The sequence below is a fragment of the Streptomyces sp. MBT53 genome (assembly GCF_016654115.1).
GTDB lineage: Bacteria > Actinomycetota > Actinomycetes > Streptomycetales > Streptomycetaceae > Streptomyces.
In genome coordinates, this window is sequence record NZ_JAEQAZ010000049.1 from 40,527 (window position 1) to 59,368 (window position 18,842).

At 69.5% G+C, this 18,842-nt stretch carries 18 protein-coding genes; 8 read left to right on the forward strand and 10 right to left on the reverse strand.

The annotated features are described in order from the left end of the window. The first annotated feature begins 136 nt into the window (after positions 1 to 136). A complete protein-coding gene (locus JHN45_RS19965; protein WP_201049893.1) occupies positions 137 to 871 on the forward strand; it encodes an NAD(P)-dependent oxidoreductase in 735 nt (244 codons plus the stop codon). Further along, a complete protein-coding gene (locus JHN45_RS19970; protein WP_201049894.1) occupies positions 864 to 1,496 on the forward strand; it encodes a cupin domain-containing protein in 633 nt (210 codons plus the stop codon). The genes JHN45_RS19965 and JHN45_RS19970 overlap by 8 nt, the downstream gene beginning before the upstream one ends. On the opposite strand, the gene msrA is transcribed toward JHN45_RS19970, so the two are convergent. From msrA to JHN45_RS19985, 3 genes are read right to left on the reverse strand one after another with little or no spacing between them, the layout of a single operon-like run. Continuing rightward, the gene (msrA, locus tag JHN45_RS19975; RefSeq protein WP_200712157.1) at positions 1,439 to 1,951 is read right to left on the reverse strand and encodes a peptide-methionine (S)-S-oxide reductase MsrA; all 513 of its coding nucleotides are present in this window, start codon (positions 1,949 to 1,951) and stop codon (positions 1,439 to 1,441) included. The two genes, JHN45_RS19970 and msrA, sit on opposite strands and share 58 nt — an antisense overlap. 60 nt (positions 1,952 to 2,011) lie before the next feature. Then, the gene (locus JHN45_RS19980) at positions 2,012 to 2,788 is read right to left on the reverse strand and encodes a hypothetical protein (RefSeq protein WP_201049895.1); all 777 of its coding nucleotides are present in this window, start codon (positions 2,786 to 2,788) and stop codon (positions 2,012 to 2,014) included. Between the two features lie 43 nt (positions 2,789 to 2,831). Beyond that, positions 2,832 to 3,590: an SDR family oxidoreductase gene (locus tag JHN45_RS19985; RefSeq protein WP_201049910.1), complete on the reverse strand. Its 759-nt coding sequence runs from the start codon at positions 3,588 to 3,590 to the stop codon at positions 2,832 to 2,834. 278 nt (positions 3,591 to 3,868) lie between these two features. Here JHN45_RS19985 and JHN45_RS19990 point away from each other — a divergent pair, with 278 nt between their 5' ends. From JHN45_RS19990 to JHN45_RS20000, 3 genes are read left to right on the forward strand one after another with little or no spacing between them, the layout of a single operon-like run. After that, positions 3,869 to 4,891: an iron-siderophore ABC transporter substrate-binding protein gene (locus JHN45_RS19990; RefSeq protein WP_307783144.1), complete on the forward strand. Its 1,023-nt coding sequence runs from the start codon at positions 3,869 to 3,871 to the stop codon at positions 4,889 to 4,891. A 25-nt stretch (positions 4,892 to 4,916) separates the two neighbouring features. Further along, on the forward strand, positions 4,917 to 5,906 hold the full coding sequence (locus tag JHN45_RS19995; RefSeq protein WP_201049896.1) for an iron ABC transporter permease: 990 nt from the start codon (positions 4,917 to 4,919) through the stop codon (positions 5,904 to 5,906). After that, positions 5,903 to 6,940 (forward strand): iron chelate uptake ABC transporter family permease subunit, encoded by a 1,038-nt coding sequence (locus JHN45_RS20000; RefSeq protein WP_201049897.1) that lies wholly within the window; start codon positions 5,903 to 5,905, stop codon positions 6,938 to 6,940. Before JHN45_RS19995 ends, JHN45_RS20000 begins: the two co-directional genes overlap by 4 nt. A 331-nt stretch (positions 6,941 to 7,271) precedes the next feature. Here JHN45_RS20000 and JHN45_RS20005 read toward each other — a convergent pair whose 3' ends face one another. After that, complete coding sequence (locus JHN45_RS20005; protein WP_201049898.1) at positions 7,272 to 8,315, reverse strand: NAD(P)-dependent alcohol dehydrogenase; 1,044 nt, start codon at positions 8,313 to 8,315, stop codon at positions 7,272 to 7,274. 171 nt (positions 8,316 to 8,486) lie between these two features. Here JHN45_RS20005 and JHN45_RS20010 point away from each other — a divergent pair, with 171 nt between their 5' ends. Beyond that, a complete protein-coding gene (locus JHN45_RS20010) occupies positions 8,487 to 9,419 on the forward strand; it encodes a helix-turn-helix domain-containing protein (protein ID WP_200712199.1) in 933 nt (310 codons plus the stop codon). Here the strand turns inward: JHN45_RS20010 and JHN45_RS20015 are convergent. From JHN45_RS20015 to JHN45_RS20030, 4 genes are all read right to left on the reverse strand, one after another. After that, positions 9,409 to 9,921 carry a hypothetical protein gene (locus JHN45_RS20015; protein ID WP_201049899.1) on the reverse strand — a complete coding sequence of 171 codons (513 nt, stop codon included), beginning with the start codon at positions 9,919 to 9,921 and terminating at the stop codon, positions 9,409 to 9,411. The genes JHN45_RS20010 and JHN45_RS20015 overlap by 11 nt on opposite strands. A gap of 80 nt (positions 9,922 to 10,001) precedes the next feature. Beyond that, positions 10,002 to 13,352, reverse strand: a complete 3,351-nt coding sequence (locus JHN45_RS20020) for a S8 family peptidase (protein ID WP_201049912.1) — start codon at positions 13,350 to 13,352, stop codon at positions 10,002 to 10,004. 301 nt (positions 13,353 to 13,653) lie between these two features. Continuing rightward, positions 13,654 to 14,340 (reverse strand): ABC transporter ATP-binding protein, encoded by a 687-nt coding sequence (locus JHN45_RS20025; protein ID WP_200712150.1) that lies wholly within the window; start codon positions 14,338 to 14,340, stop codon positions 13,654 to 13,656. Between the two features lie 134 nt (positions 14,341 to 14,474). Next, the gene (locus JHN45_RS20030; protein ID WP_200712149.1) at positions 14,475 to 15,947 is read right to left on the reverse strand and encodes an ABC transporter permease; all 1,473 of its coding nucleotides are present in this window, start codon (positions 15,945 to 15,947) and stop codon (positions 14,475 to 14,477) included. A 177-nt stretch (positions 15,948 to 16,124) separates the two neighbouring features. On the opposite strand from JHN45_RS20030, the gene JHN45_RS20035 reads away from it, so the two are divergent. Next, the gene (locus tag JHN45_RS20035) at positions 16,125 to 16,499 is read left to right on the forward strand and encodes a hypothetical protein (protein ID WP_201049900.1); all 375 of its coding nucleotides are present in this window, start codon (positions 16,125 to 16,127) and stop codon (positions 16,497 to 16,499) included. An 84-nt stretch (positions 16,500 to 16,583) separates the two neighbouring features. Here the strand turns inward: JHN45_RS20035 and JHN45_RS20040 are convergent, their stop codons facing one another. Both JHN45_RS20040 and JHN45_RS20045 read right to left on the reverse strand, forming a co-directional pair. Next, entirely contained in the window at positions 16,584 to 17,834 is a 1,251-nt protein-coding gene (locus JHN45_RS20040) for an Ig-like domain-containing protein (protein WP_236583834.1), read from the reverse strand. 208 nt (positions 17,835 to 18,042) lie between these two features. Beyond that, on the reverse strand, positions 18,043 to 18,396 hold the full coding sequence (locus JHN45_RS20045; protein ID WP_200712146.1) for a hypothetical protein: 354 nt from the start codon (positions 18,394 to 18,396) through the stop codon (positions 18,043 to 18,045). A gap of 130 nt (positions 18,397 to 18,526) precedes the next feature. Here JHN45_RS20045 and JHN45_RS20050 point away from each other — a divergent pair, with 130 nt between their 5' ends. Then, a complete protein-coding gene (locus JHN45_RS20050; RefSeq protein WP_200712198.1) occupies positions 18,527 to 18,820 on the forward strand; it encodes an LAETG motif-containing sortase-dependent surface protein in 294 nt (97 codons plus the stop codon). Positions 18,821 to 18,842: the final 22 nt, after the last annotated feature.

Consider the following 18,842-nt stretch of genomic DNA (forward strand, 5'->3'; position numbering starts at 1 on the left):
CGGCCGTGGCACCGGCAACTCACGCGGTGCTACGGCCAGTTCGCCGCTACCGCCGGCCAGCCCGTGAAGCGGACGTCACACTCGGCACCGTCCCGGCCCTCTTGTCGGCAGAACCGACTTGAAGAGGGGAGACCCCGTGAACATCGTCATCTTCGGGGCGAACGGAACGACAGGGCGGCTGGCCGCCGAACAGGCCGGAGCCGCAGGCCACACCGTCACCGCTGTCACGCGCCGTCCCGAGGACTTTCCGGTACGCGGTCCACGACTGCGGGTGCTGAAGGCGGACGTGCTCGACCCCGCCGCGGTCGAACGCGCCGTGGCCGGGCAGGACGCCGTGATCTCGACGCTCGGCGTCCCCTACGGCCGAAGGCCGGTGACCGTGTATTCCGTCGGCATCCGTCACATCACGCGGGCCATGGCCGAGCACGGCGTCCGACGCGTCGTCGGCGTGACCTCGACCGTGCTCTTCGGGACGGCGGCGCCCGGCGAGGGACTTCTGTTCCGCAAGGTGCTGGAGCCGTCCGTCGTACGTTTCATGGGGCGCACCGTGTACGACGACATGCGGCGCATGGAGGAGATCCTCCGCGAGACCGATCTCGACTGGACGGTCATCCGCCCCGGCGGCCTGTTCGACAACGACTCGGTGAGCGACTACCAGGTGGGCAGGGAGCGCCTGCCCGGCCGGTACACCGCGCGGGCCGACCTCGCGCACGAGTTGCTGCGGCAGGCCGTCGAGGACCGACATGCGCGCGACTTCATCGACGTACGGACCACGCAGAACACCCCGAGCTTCCTCGACCTCATCCGCAACGAGGCGTTCGGCGGCAAGGGCGGGCGGAGCGGGGACACCAAGGAGCGCGTCCATGGCTGACGAACGGTTCGTCCTGCTGGCGCCGGGTGCCGCCCGGCCGGGTCGGATCCCGCTGCCGCCCGCGTTCCGCGTCAAGGCGACGACCGCGGACACCGATGGACGGTTCTCGCTGCTGGAGGTGGTCCTGGAAAGGGACATCCCGCGCCACACCCACCACCGTGCGGACGAGGGCGTCTACGTCCTCGACGGGGTCCTGGAGATCGAGTTCGACGACGCGGTCCACCTGGCACCGAGGGGCTCGTTCGTGCTGCTCCCCCACGGCGTCCCGCACGCGCTCCGCCGCGCCTCCGACCCACCGCCGCGGGTCCTGCAGATCTCCGCACCCGGTGGCTGGGAGCTCTACCTGGAGGACCTGTTCGAGGCGGGGCCCACCGTGCTCACCGACGGGCGGCTGGATCCCGCGAAGATCAATCCGATCGCGGCGCCTTACGCCATCGTCTACGAGGAGACACCACAGGACGAACAGACACCAGAGGACGAGCCAGCAGACACCACGGGTGACGCGAGCGCGGCCCGGCCGCGGAGCCTCGGCCGGTCGGCCTTGGCTCCCGCCGGGCCGGCTCGGGGTCAGCCCTCCGTGCGGGCCGGCAGGCGCCAGCCCGGGCGGGGGAAGTGGCAGGTGTAGCCGTCCGGGTAACGCTGCAGGTAGTCCTGGTGCTCGGGCTCGGCCTCCCAGAAGGGGCCGACCGGCTCCACCTCGGTGACGACCTTGCCGGGCCACAGGCCGGAGGCGTCCACGTCCGCGATCGTGTCCTCGGCGATCCGCTTCTGCTCGTCGTCGACGTAGTAGATCGCCGAGCGGTAGCTGAGGCCGATGTCGTTGCCCTGGCGGTTCTTGGTGCTCGGGTCGTGGATCTGGAAGAAGAACTCCAGAAGCGCGCGGTAGTCGGTCTTCTCGGGGTCGTAGAGGATCTCTAGGGCCTCCGCGTGCGTGCCGTGGTTGCGGTAGGTCGCGTTCTCCACGTCACCGCCGGTGTATCCGACGCGGGTCGCCGTCACGCCCGGGAGGCGGCGGACCAGCTCCTCCATACCCCAGAAACATCCGCCCGCCAGTACGGCCCTCTGCGTCTGCGCAGCCATCGCGATCCCTCCACTTTCTGTCGGCTCGGTCACCCACAGTCCACAACGTTCGGGGACGCCCTACGATTCCGTACCCGGCCGCAGGAAGTACCTCTCGATCTGCTCGGCGACCGAGAAGTCCTCCGCACAGTCCGGGCAGGTCGTGCGGCCGAAGAGGCGGGTCAGATGGTCGGCGGCCACGGGCTGGCCCGCGGCGACGGCCATGCCGTGGAGGCGGGACGCGAGCGGGGGCAGTTCGGCCGGTGCCACCGGAGCGACCCCGGTCAGGGTCGGGCCCCTGTGGTTGAGCCGAATGATCCGTCGCTGCGGGTCGCGACGGCGCGTGCCCGAAACGTCGCCGTGCACGTCGATCTCCAGGCTCTGCGAGCAGGACGGACATTCCACGTCGTGAGAGGCGGGCAGCAGACGGTTGCTCCACGTCCGCTCCCCCTCGAAGGCGAGCAGGCACTCCAGTGGATAGAGGCAGGTGTGGTCGTCGGCCTCGAAGGCGTCGGCCGTCAAGCGGTGGAGGGTCGACGCGCGCAGCTCGTCCAACTGGGCGGCGTAGTGCGCCCGGACGTACCCCCGCTCGTGCAGTTGCTCCTCCTGGGCGACGATGGCGCCGGCCAGCGCGATCGCGTGCCGGTGACGGCCCGGCCTGCGCCCCGCGGCGATGTCCGTCAGAGCGGGCAGGGCGGCGAAGCTGGCCGGGTACACCGTGCCCTGGTGGTAGAGGCTGGACCACAGCTCCTCCCATGCCCAGTCGGCCGACTCCGGATCGCCCACCGACTCGAAGAACTCCGGAAGGTCGGCCGCGGAACCATAGGCGTGGGTCAGACGTGACCAGTCCATGTCCATGCGCGCCATGATTCCAGCCGCGCCGGACCGGTCCGCCGCTACGTCACCTCCCCACCCGCTCCGCCAGGAACTCCTCCCACGTCACCTTCCCGGTCTCCGCGCCCTCCAGCGTCAGATTCGCCCCCTCCCGGTAGGCCCGCCCCACCCTGCCGGGGATCCGGACCGGCAGCTTCGGGCGTGGGCGCCTGCCGCGCAGTTTCAGGTACGGGGCGGCGAGCGCGGCGATGTCGTGGACGTCGGGGCCTGCCAGGTCCGGCACCGGGCCCGCCGGGGTGCCCAGGGTCAACTCGGCCAGCCGGGCGGCCACTTCACGCACGTCCACGGGTTGGAGACGGAGGCCGCCGGGGACCGGGAGCCTCGTCATCTTCTCGACCATCGTCAGCGCGAGGTCGTGGAACTGGGCCGCACGCAGGGTCGTCCACGGGATGCCCGAATCGGCGACCGCCCGCTCGGCGTCTAGCTTGGTGCGCAGCCACGCGAGCGGGACGCGGTCCGCGCCGATGACCGAGATGTAGACGAGGTGGCGGACTCCGGCATCCGACGCGGCCCGCAACAGGTTGCGGGTCGCCACGTCGTCGCCCTTCTGACCGCCCGCCAGGTGCAGCACGGTCTCCGTGCCGGCGACCGCCGCCACCACGCCCTCGTCCTTCAGCAGGTCGCCGGTGACGTACTCGACGCCGTCCGCGGCGGGGCGCCCGTGCCGGCTCAGGACGCGTACGTCGTGGCCGGCCGCGCGCAGCAGCGGTACGACCTGACTGCCCAGGGTGCCCGTGCCACCGGTGACCAGGATCGGTGTCCCCATCATGTCTCTCCTCAGTCCGGGCCGGCCTCGTGCGGCGGCCTCACCGGTATGACTCCGGGCGGCGAAAGAGTGTGACGAGCTCGTACGGTCCGATGGAGCCGGCGAGCCGTTCTTCACCCGCTGAACCCACTGAACCGGCTGAACCCGCTGAACCCGTCGAACCCCCTGGCCGACCCGCCACGACGGCAAGATAAGGTAAGCCTTACCTGGCCAGTTTTCAGCGGAGAGTCGGAGTGACAGTGACAGTGCGTGCGTTCAAGAGGAAGGCTGTCACGGCGGTGGCCGCCGTGACCGTCGTCGGAGGGTTGCTGGCCGGGTGCTCGTCCTCCTCCGCCGACAACGATGCCGAGAAGACGACCGAGGGCTCGCAGAACAAGGTGATCGGCGCCTCGGAGGGCCCGTCCGCCGCACCGAGCACCCTCGCGACCGGCATGGGCGCGGACACCGACACCGACGGGACCTTCCCCCGGACCGTCACCCACTTCGAGGGCAAGACGACGATCAAGTCGAAGCCCACGAAGATCGCCGTACTGAGCACCGGGCAGCTCGACGACCTACTCTCCCTGGGCACCGTCCCGGCGGTCACGACCCGCGCCGAGAACGCCGGGCTCGTCCCCGACTACCTCGCGAAGGCCTTCCCCTCGGACAAGTCGAAGCTCGCGGCGATGACGGACGCGGGCACCCGCACCGCGCCCAACCTGGAGACGCTGGCCGCCGCGAAGCCCGACCTGATCCTCGCCAACGACTCGCTCGGCGACCTCTACCCCAAGCTGTCGAAGATCGCGCCGACCGTCATCACGGCCGGCAACGGCATCAACTGGAAGCGCGACCTGCTGCTCGTCGGCGACGCGATCGGCAAGGGGCAGCAGGCGCAGGAGCTGCTCGACGGGATCGTCGAGGACGCGCACGAGAAGGGCGAGGCGCTGTCGAAGACCTCCGTGTCGATGCTGCGGTTCACGCCCGGCAGGACCCGGATGTTCGGTGTCTCGTCCTTCACCGGTTCGATCGCCGTGGACATGGGCCTGGACCGGCCCAAGTCGCAGCAGTTCAAAGCGATTTCGCAGGACATCGGCGCGGAGAGCATCGACTCGGCCGACGGTGACTGGATCTTCTACTCGGTGCAGGGCGACGCGGGCAAGACCGACGCGGCGAGCGTCCTCGCCGGACCGCTGTGGAAGTCGATGAAGGCGGTCGAGGCCGGGCACGCGGTGAAGGTCGACGACGACCCCTGGTACCTCAACGCGGGCCCCACCGCCGCGCGCCTCGTCGTCCTCCAACTCGCCGAGGACATCAGCAAGTAGTGAGTTCCACAAGGTCATGAAGGTCATGAGCCTCAAACGCCTCGCCTGGCCGGCGGCCACCCTCGCGGTGGCCGCCGCCGTGCTGCTCAGCCTCGCCGTCGGCACCCGCCAGATCCCCCCGTCCGCCGTGCTCAACGCCCTTCTCCATGGCGGGAGTTCACCGGACGCGCTCGTCGTACGGTCGCTGCGGCTGCCCCGCACCGAGATCGGACTGACGGCGGGCGCGGCGCTCGGCGTGGCGGGCGCGGCGCTCCAGGCCGTCACCCGCAACCCGCTCGCCGACCCGGGCATCCTCGGCCTCAGCCAGGGCGCGGCGGCCGGTGTCGTCCTCGCCATCGCGACCGGCCTCGCGAGCGGCTTCGAGGGCTACGTCTGGTACGCCTTCGCCGGTGCCGTCCTCGCCGCCTGCCTGGTCTACGGCATCGCCGCGCGCGGCCGGGGCGGCGCGTCCCCGGTCAAACTCGCCCTGGCCGGTACGGCGTTGTCCGCGATGACCGCCGGTGGTACGACCGTCGTCCTGACCTCCAGTTCGGCCACGCTCGACCAGTTCCGGTTCTGGCAGGTCGGCTCGCTGAGCGGGCGGGACGCCGACACCGTCGTACGGATGCTGCCGTTCCTGGCGGCGGGCGCGGTGCTGGTGCTGGCCTGTGCGCGTGGGTTGGACGCGCTGGCGCTCGGGGACGAGACGGCGCGGGCGCTGGGGCATCGGGTGGGGGTCGTACGGGTGTGTGCGGCGCTCGGGGCGACTCTGCTGGTGGCGTCGGCGGTGGCGGCGGCCGGTCCGATCGCGTTCGTCGGCCTGGCCGTCCCGCACCTGGCCCGGCGCCTCACCTCCGGCGGACACCGCGCCCTGCTGCCCCTGTCGGCGCTGCTCGGTGCGGCGCTGCTGGTCGCGGCGGACGCGGCGGGCCGGGTGGTGCGGGCGCCGGCGGAGGTACCGGCCGGGGTGATGACGGCGCTGGTGGGGGTACCGGTGCTGGTGGTGCTGGTACGGCGCCGGGGAACCGCCCTATGAACACCACCGGCGTCACGGTCCTCCGCCCCCGCCCCTCCATCTCCCTTGTCCTGCACCGCCGTTCGGCCGCCGTGGCCGTAACCCTCGTACTGCTGCTGGCCGTTGCGATGAGCGCCGCCGCCTGCCTCGGCCAGACCTACATCCCGCCCGCCGAGGTGTGGCACACGCTGCGTACCGGTTCGGGGCCCTACGACCTTGTCGTCAACGAGTTGCGGGTGCCGCGGATCGTGCTGGGGGCGCTGGTCGGGGTGGCGCTGGGGCTCGCGGGGGCGCTGGTGCAGACCGTCACGCGGAATCCGCTGGCCAGCCCGGACGTGATCGGGGTCGGGCACGGTGCCGCCGCCGCGACCGTGCTCGCGCTGTCCACCGGTCTTGTCGCCTCGCCCGGTGCGATGCCCGTCGTCTCCGTGGTGGGGGGACTCGCCGCCGCCGCGCTCGTGTACGTGCTGGCGTGGCGCCACGGGATGCAGCCAAGTCGGTTCGTCCTGACCGGTGTTGGCATCGGGGTCGCGCTGTCGGCCGTCGTGCAGCTGTATCTCGCCGACAGTGAGCTGGAGGCCGCCGAGCAGGTGAAGCTGTGGCTGACCGGCTCGCTCAACGGGCGCGGCTGGGAGCAGGCGGGGCCGCTGGCCGTCGTACTGCTGGTGTGTCTGCCCGCGCTGGTGTGGGCGAGCCGGGCCGTACGGCCGCTCGGGCTCGACGCCGACACCGCTGCCTCGCTCGGGGTGCGGGTGGACCGGACGCGGCTCGCCCTGACGGTCCTCGGGGTGGTGCTGGCCGCGACGGCGACGGGGGCGGCCGGGCCGATCGGGTTCGTCGCGCTGACCGCGCCGCAGCTGGCCCGCCGGCTCACGCGTACGCCTCAACTGCCTTTGCTGTGCTCGGCGTTGACGGGTGCGGTGATTCTGGTGACGGCGGATCTCGCTGCGCGGACGATCCTGCCTCCACTGGAGGTGCCGGTCGGCGCGCTGACCTCGCTGGTCGGGGGGCCGTATCTGCTGTGGCTGCTGGGGCGGAACAGGGTGAGAGGCTGAGCTGCGTCGGCGGGCTGCGGGCCGGTGGGGGCTGGCCGCGCAGTTCCCCGCGCCCCTTCAGGTGGGACCAGCACAGCTGCCTTTAGGGGCGCGGTGCGCTGTCGAGTGCGTCGAAAAACACCGGTCGCCCTGCGTCCTTGTCTTTTAGGGGCGCGGGGAACTGCGCGGCCAGCCCCCACGCACCCGCACCCGACAACACACCACGCCCCGCACCCCTAAAAGCGCCTGTGCTGATCCGACCTTCAGGGGCGCGGGGAACTGCGCGACCAGCCCCCACGCACCCGCACTCGACAACGCCCCGCACCCCGCGCCCCACCTAAAAGCGACGCAGTCAGATCGTCGCCGTGTCGATCACGAAGCGGTAGCGGACGTCACTGGCCAGCACCCGCTCGTACGCCTCGTTGATCTGGTCCGCCGAGATCAGTTCGATCTCGGCGCCGAAGCCGTGCTCGGCGCAGAAGTCCAGCATCTCCTGGGTCTCCCGGATGCCGCCGATGCCGGAACCGGCGAGGGTCTTGCGGCCGCCGATCACGGAGAACAGGTTGAGGGAGACGGGCTCCTCGGGGGCGCCCACGTTGACCAGCGCGCCGTCCGTCCTCAGCAGTGAGAGGTACGCGCCGAGGTTCAGCGGAGCGGACACCGTGGAGATGATCAGGTCGAGGGTGCCGCGCAGTTCCTCGAAGGTCTTCGGGTCGCTGGTCGCGTAGTAGTGGTCGGCGCCGAGCTTGAGGCCGTCCTCCTTCTTGCTCAGGGTCTGCGAGAGGACCGTGACCTCCGCGCCGAGCGCGTGCGCGATCTTGACGCCCATGTGGCCGAGGCCGCCCATGCCGATGATGGCGACCTTCTTGCCGGGGCCGGCGTTCCAGTGCTTCAGCGGCGAGTAGGTGGTGATGCCGGCGCAGAGCAGCGGGGCGGCCACGTCGAGGGAGATGCCTTCGGGGATGCCGAGGACGTAGTTCTCGTCGACGACGATCTTCTCGGCGTAGCCGCCGTAGGTGGGCTCGCCGTTCTTGTCGAGCGCGTTGTACGTGCCGACGTTGCCGCCGGTGCAGTACTGCTCCAGGCCGGCCTTGCAGTTGTCGCACTCGCGGCAGGAGTCGACCATGCAGCCGACGCCCACCCGGTCCCCGACCCGGAACTTGGTGACACCGGGGCCGACCTCGGAGACGATGCCGGCGATCTCGTGGCCGGGCACCATCGGGAAGATGGCCTCGCCCCAGCCCTCGCGGGCCTGGTGGATGTCCGAGTGGCAGATGCCGGCGAACTTGATGTCGATCAGGACGTCGAACTCGCGGACCGCCCGGCGCTCGATCGTGGTGCGCTCCAGGGGAGCCTTGGCGGCGGGGGCTGCGTATGCGGCGACTGTGGTGGTCATGCCGGAACACTCTCCTAGGGGGATGTGCGCCCGGCTGCCTTCCGGCCGGGCACGCTGAACAGCCTGCCCGAAAGGCCGAGGGCTACCCAGGCCACGGTTCTGCGTACGTCCGCTGTGCCTACCACCAGCGAGGTCAGGCTCATGGACGTACGACCGGGAATACTGGAGCACATGGACGAACAGCCCGAATCCGCCACCGAGCCCCTGGACCCCGGCAGGCCGCTGGACCGGCGCGCCGAACTCAGCGAGTTCCTGCGCACCCGGCGGGCCCGGCTGAAGCCGGAGGACGTCGGGCTGCCGGACTTCGGGCGGCACCGCAGGGTGCCCGGGCTGCGGCGCGAGGAGCTGGCGCAGCTGGCCGGCGTGTCGGTGGCGTACTACACGCGCCTGGAACAGGGCAACGGGCGGAACGTGTCGGCGGAGGTCCTCGACGCGATCGCCCGCGCGCTGCGCCTGACGGACGCCGAGTCCTCGCACCTCACCCACCTGGCGAAGCCGAAGCAGCACAAGAAGAAGTCGTCGGCCCCGGCCCAGCACGTGCGCGGGCCGCTACGGCAGCTGCTCGACTCGATCGACACGGTCCCGGCGTACATCACGGGCCGCCGCACGGACATCCTGGTGTGGAACCGGATGGCCGCGGCTGTCTTCGGCGACTGGTCGGAGCTGCCGCCGCAGGAGCGGAACTGGGCGCGGCTGGTGTTCCTGCGGCCCGAGTACCGGGACCTGTTCGTGGAGTGGGAGCAGAAGGCGGCGGACATCGTCAGCATGCTGCGGATGGACGCGGGCTACTGCCCGGACGACCCGCGGCTGTCCGCGCTGGTGGGCGAACTCTCCGTGAAGAGCGAGGAGTTCAGGCGGCTGTGGGCGACCCACGACGTCAAGGAGAAGACCTACGGCGTCAAGCGCCTGCACCATCCGCTGGTCGGTGACCTCACTCTGCACTTCGAGGGTTTCCGGCTGTCGGACGGCACCGACCAGGCCCTGATCACCTATCACGCGGAGCCCGGCTCCCCGTCCGCCGACGCCCTTCGCCTGCTGGCGAGTTGGGGCACGGACGCGACCCGCGCGGGAGCGTCGGCCGACCGCCCCGGGCTCACTCCGTGACACCGAGGTCGGCCCGCATCAGCTGCCGCATCGCCGACAGCCGGGGCACGACCTCCGTCAGGTCGAGCATGGCCTGCTCGGCGCTCTCGCCGTCCCGGGCCAGCCCTCGATCGAGCCGTTTGACGACGGCGTCGATGTCCGCGAGGACCGCGTTCACCGCACGCGACGCGTCCAGGACGCGCTCGGGCACGACCATCTGCGCCTCGGCGTAGCGGTCCCGGTATTCGCGGCGCGCCTCCTCCAGCTGGTCGCGCTCCAACTCGGTGTAGACGCCGTCACGGACGCGATGCAGGGCGTCCTTGAGCAGCTCGTGGAACTGCCGCGAGGAACGGTTCATGGCCGTGTACGCGTCCCGGCGCTCCTCGAACAGCCGCCTGCGTTCGGTGACTTGGGCGTCCTCGGCACGCTGCCGGGCGGTGAGGCGCTGACTGAGGACGGGCGCGAAGAGCGTACCGAGCACACCGACGACAGCGGTGATCATGGCGGTGACGGCGGCGGTCATGATCCCAGGGAAACACGGACGGCCCGCCGGAAGGTGTGCTTCCGGCGGGCCGTCCGCTTCAACTCTGCCGGCTTCCTTGCCTACTTGGCGTAGTAGGCGTTGTAGATCGAGACCGTCGACTTGTTGCCCTGCTTGTCGGCGATCTTGGCGTGGAAGGAGATGGCCTTGCCCTTGGCCGGGTTGGTGACGGTGATCTTGCCGTTGACCACGGTCAGCTTCTTCCAGGTCTGGCCGTAGTCGTACGACACCCACACGCCGAGCGACTTGAGGTTGCGGCCGGCCGCCGCGCCCTCGACGGTGACCGGGAAGGTCACCTTCTTTCCGGCCTCGACGCGGCTGTCCGGGCCGGTGACCGCGTGGAAACGGGCGGTGGAGACGGGGAGTTGGGCGAAGCCGGAACCGGACGGCTTCTTCGAGGAGAAGGTCCAGCTCGCGTCTATCCGGGTGGAGGCGGCGGCGACCTTGACGCTGCGGATGACCGAAGTGGTCAGCCTGTAGGCGGCGTTGGCGGCCGGGACCTTGAACGTGGCATCGCCGAACAGCGGGTCCTTGTTGGAGCCGACCTTGGTGCCGTTGCGGTACAGGGTCGTGTTGACCGAGGTGAACGTCGACGAGCCCGGGTTGCCCTGGGAGTCGGCGAACAGGGGCAGCAGCCCGGCGATCTCGTTGCCGTTGCGGAACACGCCGTAGTCGGCGGTGAGACGGGGGCCGAAGACCGCGGTGTTGAAGGTCCGCGAATAGGTCCGACCGGCCTTGAAGGTCTGGAGGTCGTTCAGTGAGTAGAAGGCCTCCGGGATCGGGTCGCCGTTCGCGTCGGGCGCGCCGTCCTGCTCGAGGCCCAGCTCCCACTGCACCCCGTTGATGGTGGAGACGTGCAGGGTGCGGGTGCCGGGCAGCTTCTGCGAGACGGCGGAGGAGCCGATGACGACGACGCCGTCGGGCAGGACGCCGAAGGCGGACACCACGCCGGTCTTGCCGCTCGCCGGGGCACCCAAGTGGGTCTTCACCGTGGCGAGTTCACTCGCCTTGTAGTGCTTGGTGTAGCCGGTGGCGAGCTGCTTGACCTTGGCGACGGTGGTGGTGTCGTACTGCTCGTCGGTGCCCTTGGCGAAGTGCGCGTCCCACTGCTCGGACAGCGAACCGTCGGTGATCCGCGGACCGAGGTGTGCGGTGCGGAAGTTGTCGTACGTCGGCAGGAAGCTGGTGAAGCCGGCACCGGCCCCGTCCGGCGTCGTGACCGCGTAGGCCGGTGCCGCGAAGACCGTTGTGGCGCCGGCGTCCGGGACCGTGATGTCGACAGGCTTGGCCGTGCGGGCGTCGACGGTCACCGAGGTGTTCTTGGAGATGTCCAGCTTGGGCTGGGCGATCCAGTCGACGCCCTTGGTGAGGTCGTCCGGGTCCACGTAGGTCGAGGTGTCGAGGATGTAACCGCCCTTGGGCACACGGACCTTGACGGTGCCCGAGGCGTCGTAGGGAGTGAAGTAGCCGCCGTTGCCCAGGCCGGAGATGCCCACCACCGTGGCGTCGTAGTAGGGGGCCGGGGCGCCGTCACGGCCGATGAACTTCAGCGTGAGGTCGTACGACTGCACCTCGCGCACCACGGCCGCGGCCGTACGGACGCTCTGGCCGTCGCCCGTCGCCGTCACATAGGCGGAGTAGGCGCCGTCGAGCGTGCCGCCCAGCTTGGTGTTGACGGTGAGGCCGACCGAGGCCCTGCCGCCGGCCGGGACGGTCACCTTGGTGGCGCCGAGCTTGTAGAAGCCCGAGGGAGCCGTGCGGCCCTTGGGGTCGGTGGCCGCTACCGTGAGGTTGAGGGTCACGTCCTTGGTGCCGAGGTTGCGGTAGGTGAGCTGCTGGGTGACCGGGGTGTCGTCGGTGTGCGGCCACTGCTGGATGCCGAAGCTCGCCGAGACCGGGTCGGCGATCACGGTCTGCTTGATGGCCCTGTCGACGGCGATACGGCCCGAACCCTGCTGGAACGGCGTGTAGTTGCCGCCCTTCGCGGACCCGGTCAGCGCGCCCTTCAGCTCGGCGTAGCCCCACGTGGGGTGCTCCTGCTTGAGGAGGGCGGCGGCGCCCGCGACATGCGGGGTCGCCATCGACGTGCCCGAGAGGGTCAGGTAGCCGGGCGGGTTCTCGCCGACCTCCTGGTCGATGAGGCTGCCGGGGGCGGCGGCCGCCGTGATGTCGACGCCGGGCGCGGTGACGTCCGGTTTGACGGCGCCGTCGCCGAGGCGCGGGCCGGTGGAGGAGAACTCGGCGAGCTTGTCGTTGCGGTCGACCGCGCCGACCGTGATGGCCGCGTCCGCGCTGCCGGGCGAACCGATCGACTCCGAGCCGTCGTTGCCCGCCGCGACGGCGAACAGGATGCCCTTCTCGGCGGAGAGCTTGTCGACCTCCGCCTCCAACGGGTCGATTCCCGGGGTGTCTTGACCGCCGAGGCTCAAGTTGACGATGTCGGCGCCCTGTTGGGCCGCCCACTCCATCCCGGCGAGGATGCCGGAGTCGTCACCCAGGCCGTTGTCGTCGAGGACCTTGCCGCTGAGGATCTTCGCGCCGGGTGCGACGCCCTTGTACTTGCCGTGCGACAGCGCGCCGGTGCCCGCCGCGATGGACGCGACATGCGTGCCGTGCCCGACGCGGTCCTTCGTGTCGGCGGCGGTGGAGAAGTTCTTGGCCTCGACGACCTGGTTCTTGAGGTCCGGGTGGTCGGCGTCGACTCCGGTGTCCAGTACGGCGATCTTGACGCCCTTGCCGGTGTAGCCGGCCGCCCATGCCTTGGGGGCGCCGATCTGCGGCACCGATGTGTCGAGGGCGGTCCTGCGGACGCTGTCGAGCCAGATGTGCGCGATGCCGGAGGCCGTCCTGTCGCCGTTGGTGACGGCGTCCCACAGCTCGTGGGCGTCCCGCTGCGGGGTCTGGACGGCATCGGCGTTCAGGGTCGTCAGGGACCGGCGCAGGGTGCCCGCGTCGCGGACGTCGGCCTTGGTGGCGGTGGCGGCGCCCCGGTAGCCGACGATGACCTTCAACCCGGCCTTCTGGGAGGCGCGTTCGGCGGACTTGTCGAGTTCGGTGATGTCGAAGAGCCGCTGGTCGAGCCTGCCGGTCGCGACCAGACGGCCCACGTCGGCGGGGACGACCAGCGTGTGCCCGGCGATCCTCCGCACCTGAACCGGTATGTGCTGACGGCCCTTCGCCGGCTGGAGGCCCACGACCCGGCCCTTGGCGTCGACGGTGACGCGGTCGCCGGTGATCAGGGTGAGGTGGTGTTCGCCGGCCAGCCGGGCCCGCGCGGCACCGGCCGTACGCAGCGCGGAGCCGGTCGCGCTCCGCTCGCCCTGTTCGGGCTTCGCCGATGCCGGGCTGGTCAGGCCGGCGGTGAGGGCGACGGCGGCGGCCGTGGCGACACCGGCCGCGCACGCTCTCTTCACTTGTCTGCGCACAACTCCCCCAGGAGTCCAGGTAGCGGGCGGATTTCCCCATCCGCCCGGCCGGGGGAAAGCTCGCACACCTGTGCGTACACCCCCCGGAACACGCAGTATGCCGAGGGGTGATCAACCGCTCAAGAGATGAGAGGAGGGTGAGAAAGCACGGCCGCGGAATGTTACCCGCCCGCGTGGACTCCGTTACCCAGTCGCCGGGTGCACTCCGCGGAAACTCCGCTACGAGACCATCGCGCCCGCCGAACTCCCTTGCACAGCACCGGAGTTGCTTGGACCGTTGCTTTGACGGTTACTTGGACGCCGCGTTCTCCTTCACCGTGATCTTGCCCTTGCGGATGGTGGCGAGACGCGGCGCCTTCTTCGCGATGGCGGAGTCGTGGGTGACCATGATGAAGGTCAGCCCGTGCTCCTTCCACATGCGCTCCAGTACGTCCATGATCTCGTCGCGCATCGACTCGTCGAGGTTGCCGGTCGGCTCGTCCGCGAGCAGCACCTTGGGCTGCTTGACGAGCGCGCGGGCGATGGCGACACGCTGCTGCTGTCCTCCGGACATCTCGCCGGGGAGGTGGCCGAGGCGCTCGGCGAGCCCGACCGACGCCAGCGCGTCGGCGGCGCGCTGGCGCCGCTCCTTCGTCTTCACGCCCAGCGGTACGAGGGCGGTCTCGACGTTCTCCTGCGCGGTGAGCGTCGGGATCAGGTTGAAGGACTGGAACACGAAGCCGATGTTCTCGCTGCGGACCTTGGTGAGCTTGGCCTCCGACAGCTTCGCCAAGTCGATGCCGTCCAGCACGATTTCACCTGCGGTGGGCCTGTCGAGGGCGCCGATCATCTGGAGGAGCGTCGACTTGCCGCCGCCGGTGGGGCCCTGGATGACGAGGCGGTCGCCGTCGCCGATGGTGAGGTCGATGCCGTCCAGGGCGTGGACGGTCTCCTTGCCTCGTGAGTAGAGCTTGGTGACGCCTCTTAGTTCGTACATCGTGCAACTCCTGGGGAAGTAAAGGGGGTTGGGGCCCGTCGTGGGACGGGCCCCATTGCGCCGTCGTTCGTCTGCGGCTGCGTCGTGGCTGGTCGCGCAGTTCCCCGCGCCCCTTTGGGGCGCGGCAGTTACCGCTACTCGACTCTGCGGAGGGCGTCCGCGGGGCGGAGTCGCGACGCGCGCCAGCCGCCGAAGGCGCCGGCGATCAGGCCGCCGGCTACGGCGAGGCCGACCGCGAGCACGATGGTGGTGGCGTTGACGGGCGCGGTGAGCGCGACGTCGAGCGTCTTGGCCGCGGCCTGCCGGCCGCCGCCGAAGCCGCCGCCACCGCCGGGGCCGCCACCGCCCGGACGGGCGGCGCCGCCGGCCGAGTTGCCGAGGGAGGCGGACAGGGTGGGACTGATCGCGGTCACGACGTACGCGCCCGCCAGGCCGAGCGCGATACCGAGGGCGCCGCCGACCAGTCCGTTGACGATGGCCTCGCCGACCACCTGCCGGGTCACCCGGCCCGACTTCCAGCCGAGCGCCTTCAGCGTGCCGAACTCACGCACCCGGCGGGACACCGCCGAGGAGGTGAGCAGACCGGCGACCAGGAACGCGGCGATCAGGACCGCGATCGACAGCCACTTGCCGACGCTGGTGGCGAGGGAGGAGGCGGTGGACAGCGAACCGGAGACCGTGTCGGCCAGGTCGGCGGAGGTGGTGACCGTCGTACCCGAGACATTGCTCGTGATGGTCTTCTTGACGGCCGAGATCTGCTTGGAATCGGTCGCCTTGACGTAGATCGTGGTGACCTTGTTCTTGTCACCGCTCAGGGTCTGCGCCTGCGTCAGCGGGATGTACAGGTTGGCCGCCGCGTCACCGCTGGTGGCGGTGGCGATCCCGATGACCTTGTACTTGACGCTCTTGATCGTGACCGTGGACCCGACCTTGAGCTTCTTCTCCTTGGCGTACGCCGAGTCGGCGACGACGACCTTGGAGTTGGCCTCGGCGGTGGTGAAGGTACGGCCGCTGGTGATCTTCGAGGAGGTCAGCGGGCCGAGCGCGGGCTTGGTGACGTCCGTGCCGTAGACGGTGTACGCGTTGATGTTGAAGTTGGCGCCACCACCGGTGACTTCGCCCTGCGGCGCGCCGGTGCCGCCGCCCTGCCGGTTGCCGCCTCCGGTGCCGCTGCCCTGGTCCTGCTGGAACTGGCCGCGGGTGAACTGGCCGTCGACCTTGACGACGTTGAGGCTGAGCCCGCCGACGGCGTCGGAAACACCCTTCTGGCCCGCGACCTTGGTGACGGTGGTGGAGGCCAGCGTCGTGAAGCCCTGGACCATGACGCGGTCACTGCTCTGCGTCTTGCTGTCGTCGTTGTTGTTGGCGTCGAACTGGAACCGCGGCTGCTGCGAGCTGCTCGCGCTGGCCGTGGCGGCCTTGGTGACGGTCATGTCCGTGCCGAGTCCGTACAGCGACTGGAGGACCTTGTCCTGCGCCTTCCCCATGCCGGAGGACACGGAGTTGACCACGATGACCAGCGCAATGCCCAGTGCGAGGCCGGAGGCGACGACGAGGGCCGCTTTTCTGCGGCGGCGCAACTCGCGCCTCAGGTAGGTGAAGAACATGGCCCGCAAGCTAGGTACAGCGCGTGATGATGCCATAAGGCCGACATAAGAGAACGATGAGAAGGCTGTCCGTGGGCAAAGAATGAACCTCTGCGGGGCTGTCAACAGGGGCCCTGGATGTTCCGTTCCGCGATATTTTCGGAGGCGCGGGACACGGCGCACCGATAGATTCCCGGAATGACACGAAGTCCCAGCTCAAGAGGCCCGGAACTCGACCTCGACGGGATCGAGGAGCTGTGCTCGGCCGCCACGCCGGGTCCGTGGTTCGTCAGGAGTCTCGACGACGACTACGCCATGAGCCTGGTCGCCGTCAGTACGGCCGAGGACACCGGACTGGGCGAGCGGTGGCCCGAGTTCGACCACGGCGAGCTGATCGCGGCGACGCTGGTTCAGCAGCCGCGGTACGTGGACTGCGCCGACGGGCGCTGGGACGAGAACGCGGCGTTCATCGCCATGACCAGGCAGGCCGTCCCTCAACTGGTCGCAGAGATCAGGCGTCTTCGGGCTCTCCTCGACTCCTCCGTCAACCGCCCCTCGCCCAGGACCACTTGAGACGGGCAGCGAAAAGGCGGCCACCCCCAGCAAGGGGCAACCGCCTTCAAGCGAACCGGAGTTGGCAGGTCGGGTCGGGTCGGGTCAGACCGCCGAACCCGCCTTCCACTGGGCCCAGTCCATGTTCCAGCCGTTGAGGCCGTTGTCCGGAGCCACCGTCTTGTCACCCGTGTTGGAGATGACCACGACATCTCCGACGATCGAGTTGTTGTAGAACCACGCCGCCGGCATGTTCTTGTCGCCCGCGCCCTTCACGTCCTGGAGACCCACGCAGCCGTGGCTGGTGTTGACGCTGCCGAAGACCGACGGCGAGCCCCAGTAGTTGCCGTGGATGAACGTGCCGGAGCTGGTGAGGCGGATGGCGTGCGGGACGTCCTTGATGTCGTACTCGCCCTTGCCGTCATCGTCGGTGAAACCGACCGTCGCACCGTTCATCCGGGTCTGCACGAACTTCTCGGACATCACCATCTGGCCGTTGTACGTGGTGTGTTCGGGCGAACCGGCCGAGATCGGGATGGTCTTGACGACCTTGCCGTCCTGCTCGACCTTCATCGTCTTCGACTTCGCGTCCACGTACGAGACCTGGTTGCGGCCGATGTGGAAGGTGACCGTCTTCTGCTGCACGCCGTAGACCCCGGAGGCGCCCTCGACGCCGTCGAGCGCGAGCTTCAGCGTGACGGTGGAGTTCTCCTTCCAGTAGTCCTCGGGACGGCAGTCCATCCGCTGGGTGTTGAACCAGTGGCAGACGACCTCCTGGCCGCTGCTGGACGTGACGGTGACGCCCTTCTGGACGGCGGCCTTGTTGGTGATCGCCTTGTTGAAGTTGATCGAGACCGGCATGCCGACGCCGACCGTGGAACCGTCCTCGGGAGTGAAGTTCCCTATGAAGCTGTTGGCCGGGGAGACCGTGGTGAAGGAGGCGTTCTCGTGGGCGGCGAGACCGGCGGAGTCCTTTGCCGTCGCCGCGACCTTGTACGTCGTGGAGCGCTCCAGCTGGGCGCTGGGCTTCCAGCTGAGCTTGTCGGCGGAGATGGCGCCCGCGACGGCCGTACCGTCCGCGGTCGTCATCGTCACGGCCGTGAGCGTGCCCTTGCTGACCGTGACGGCGGCCGAGTTGTTGATGGAGGCGTTGTCCGAACCGTCCGCCGGTGTGATCTTGATCTGGGCCTCGGACGACTTCTTCGCCGCCGCCTCGTCGGCCTTCGACTGTGAACTCTGGCTCGAATCGCTGCCGGACGACTTGTCGTCGCTGCCGGAACACGCCGTGAGCACGAGCACACCGCCGAGCAGTGCGGACGCGGCCACAAGACCCCTGCGCCGCTTACTGTCCGTCATCACACGCTTCTCCATCGTTGCCAATCGCCGAAAACCCGAGCGCCCCGTTAAACAGTTCTTAAGAATCCAACGCTACGACTGGTGCATCCCGTTCCGCTTACCCACTATCTGTGGGGCACACCACGTCCACTGTGACGCCCGGAACCGTTGAGACGACGAAACCCCGGACAGCGGTTGCCGCCCGGGGTCACTCGGTCCCGTGCACGGCTCAGCCGACCACTGCCGTCCCGTCTGCTTCCTCATCGCCGTCGACATCATCCTCGTCGAGGTCCCAATCCGGCGAATCCGGGTCGTAGTCGATCTCCTCACTGCTCCATGAGGCCTGGGCCAGTTCGACCCCGGGCATCTCGCCGACCAGGTCGAACGGGTCCACGAGATAGGCGAGAGCCTCGGCGGTGTCTTCCGTCACAGCGCTCTCGGCGTGCACCCGTTCGTCACCGGGCAGTTCCGGATCGTCGGCGATCTTGGCCAGCGCGGCCTTGGTCACGGCGTCCTCGTTCTCGACTTCAAGAACGAGTTCGACACGAAGGCGTACAAAACGTGATGTCTCTGGAGTGCTCATGCCGGGAGCGTACGGCCCACAGCCACCGTGACTTTCCCGCGACCCGCACTGTTCATTAGCATCGCTCCACACGGCCAATTCGCCAGCGCCACAAGGGGATCGATATTCCGTGTCAACCGCTCGCCGAACGATGCTGACCGCCACCGCCGCGGGCACCCTGCTGGGCGCCCTGTGGTTCGTCCCCTCCGCCAACGCGACGGTGACCGACCAGGTGAGAGTGGAGACTTCGGCGACGCCAACCTCCCAGGTCACCCAGCAGGCAAGGGTGACCTCGACAGCCGTCACCACCTTCTCGGACGACACCCACCTCGCCGACACCGGAAGCCCGGACACCACGCCGTACATCGTCGGCGGCACGGTGTTCCTCGGTCTCGGCGCCGGTTTCGTGGCGTATTCGGTGCGACGGGAGCGACTCGGGTTTTAACTTGCTTGACGATTACTTGACT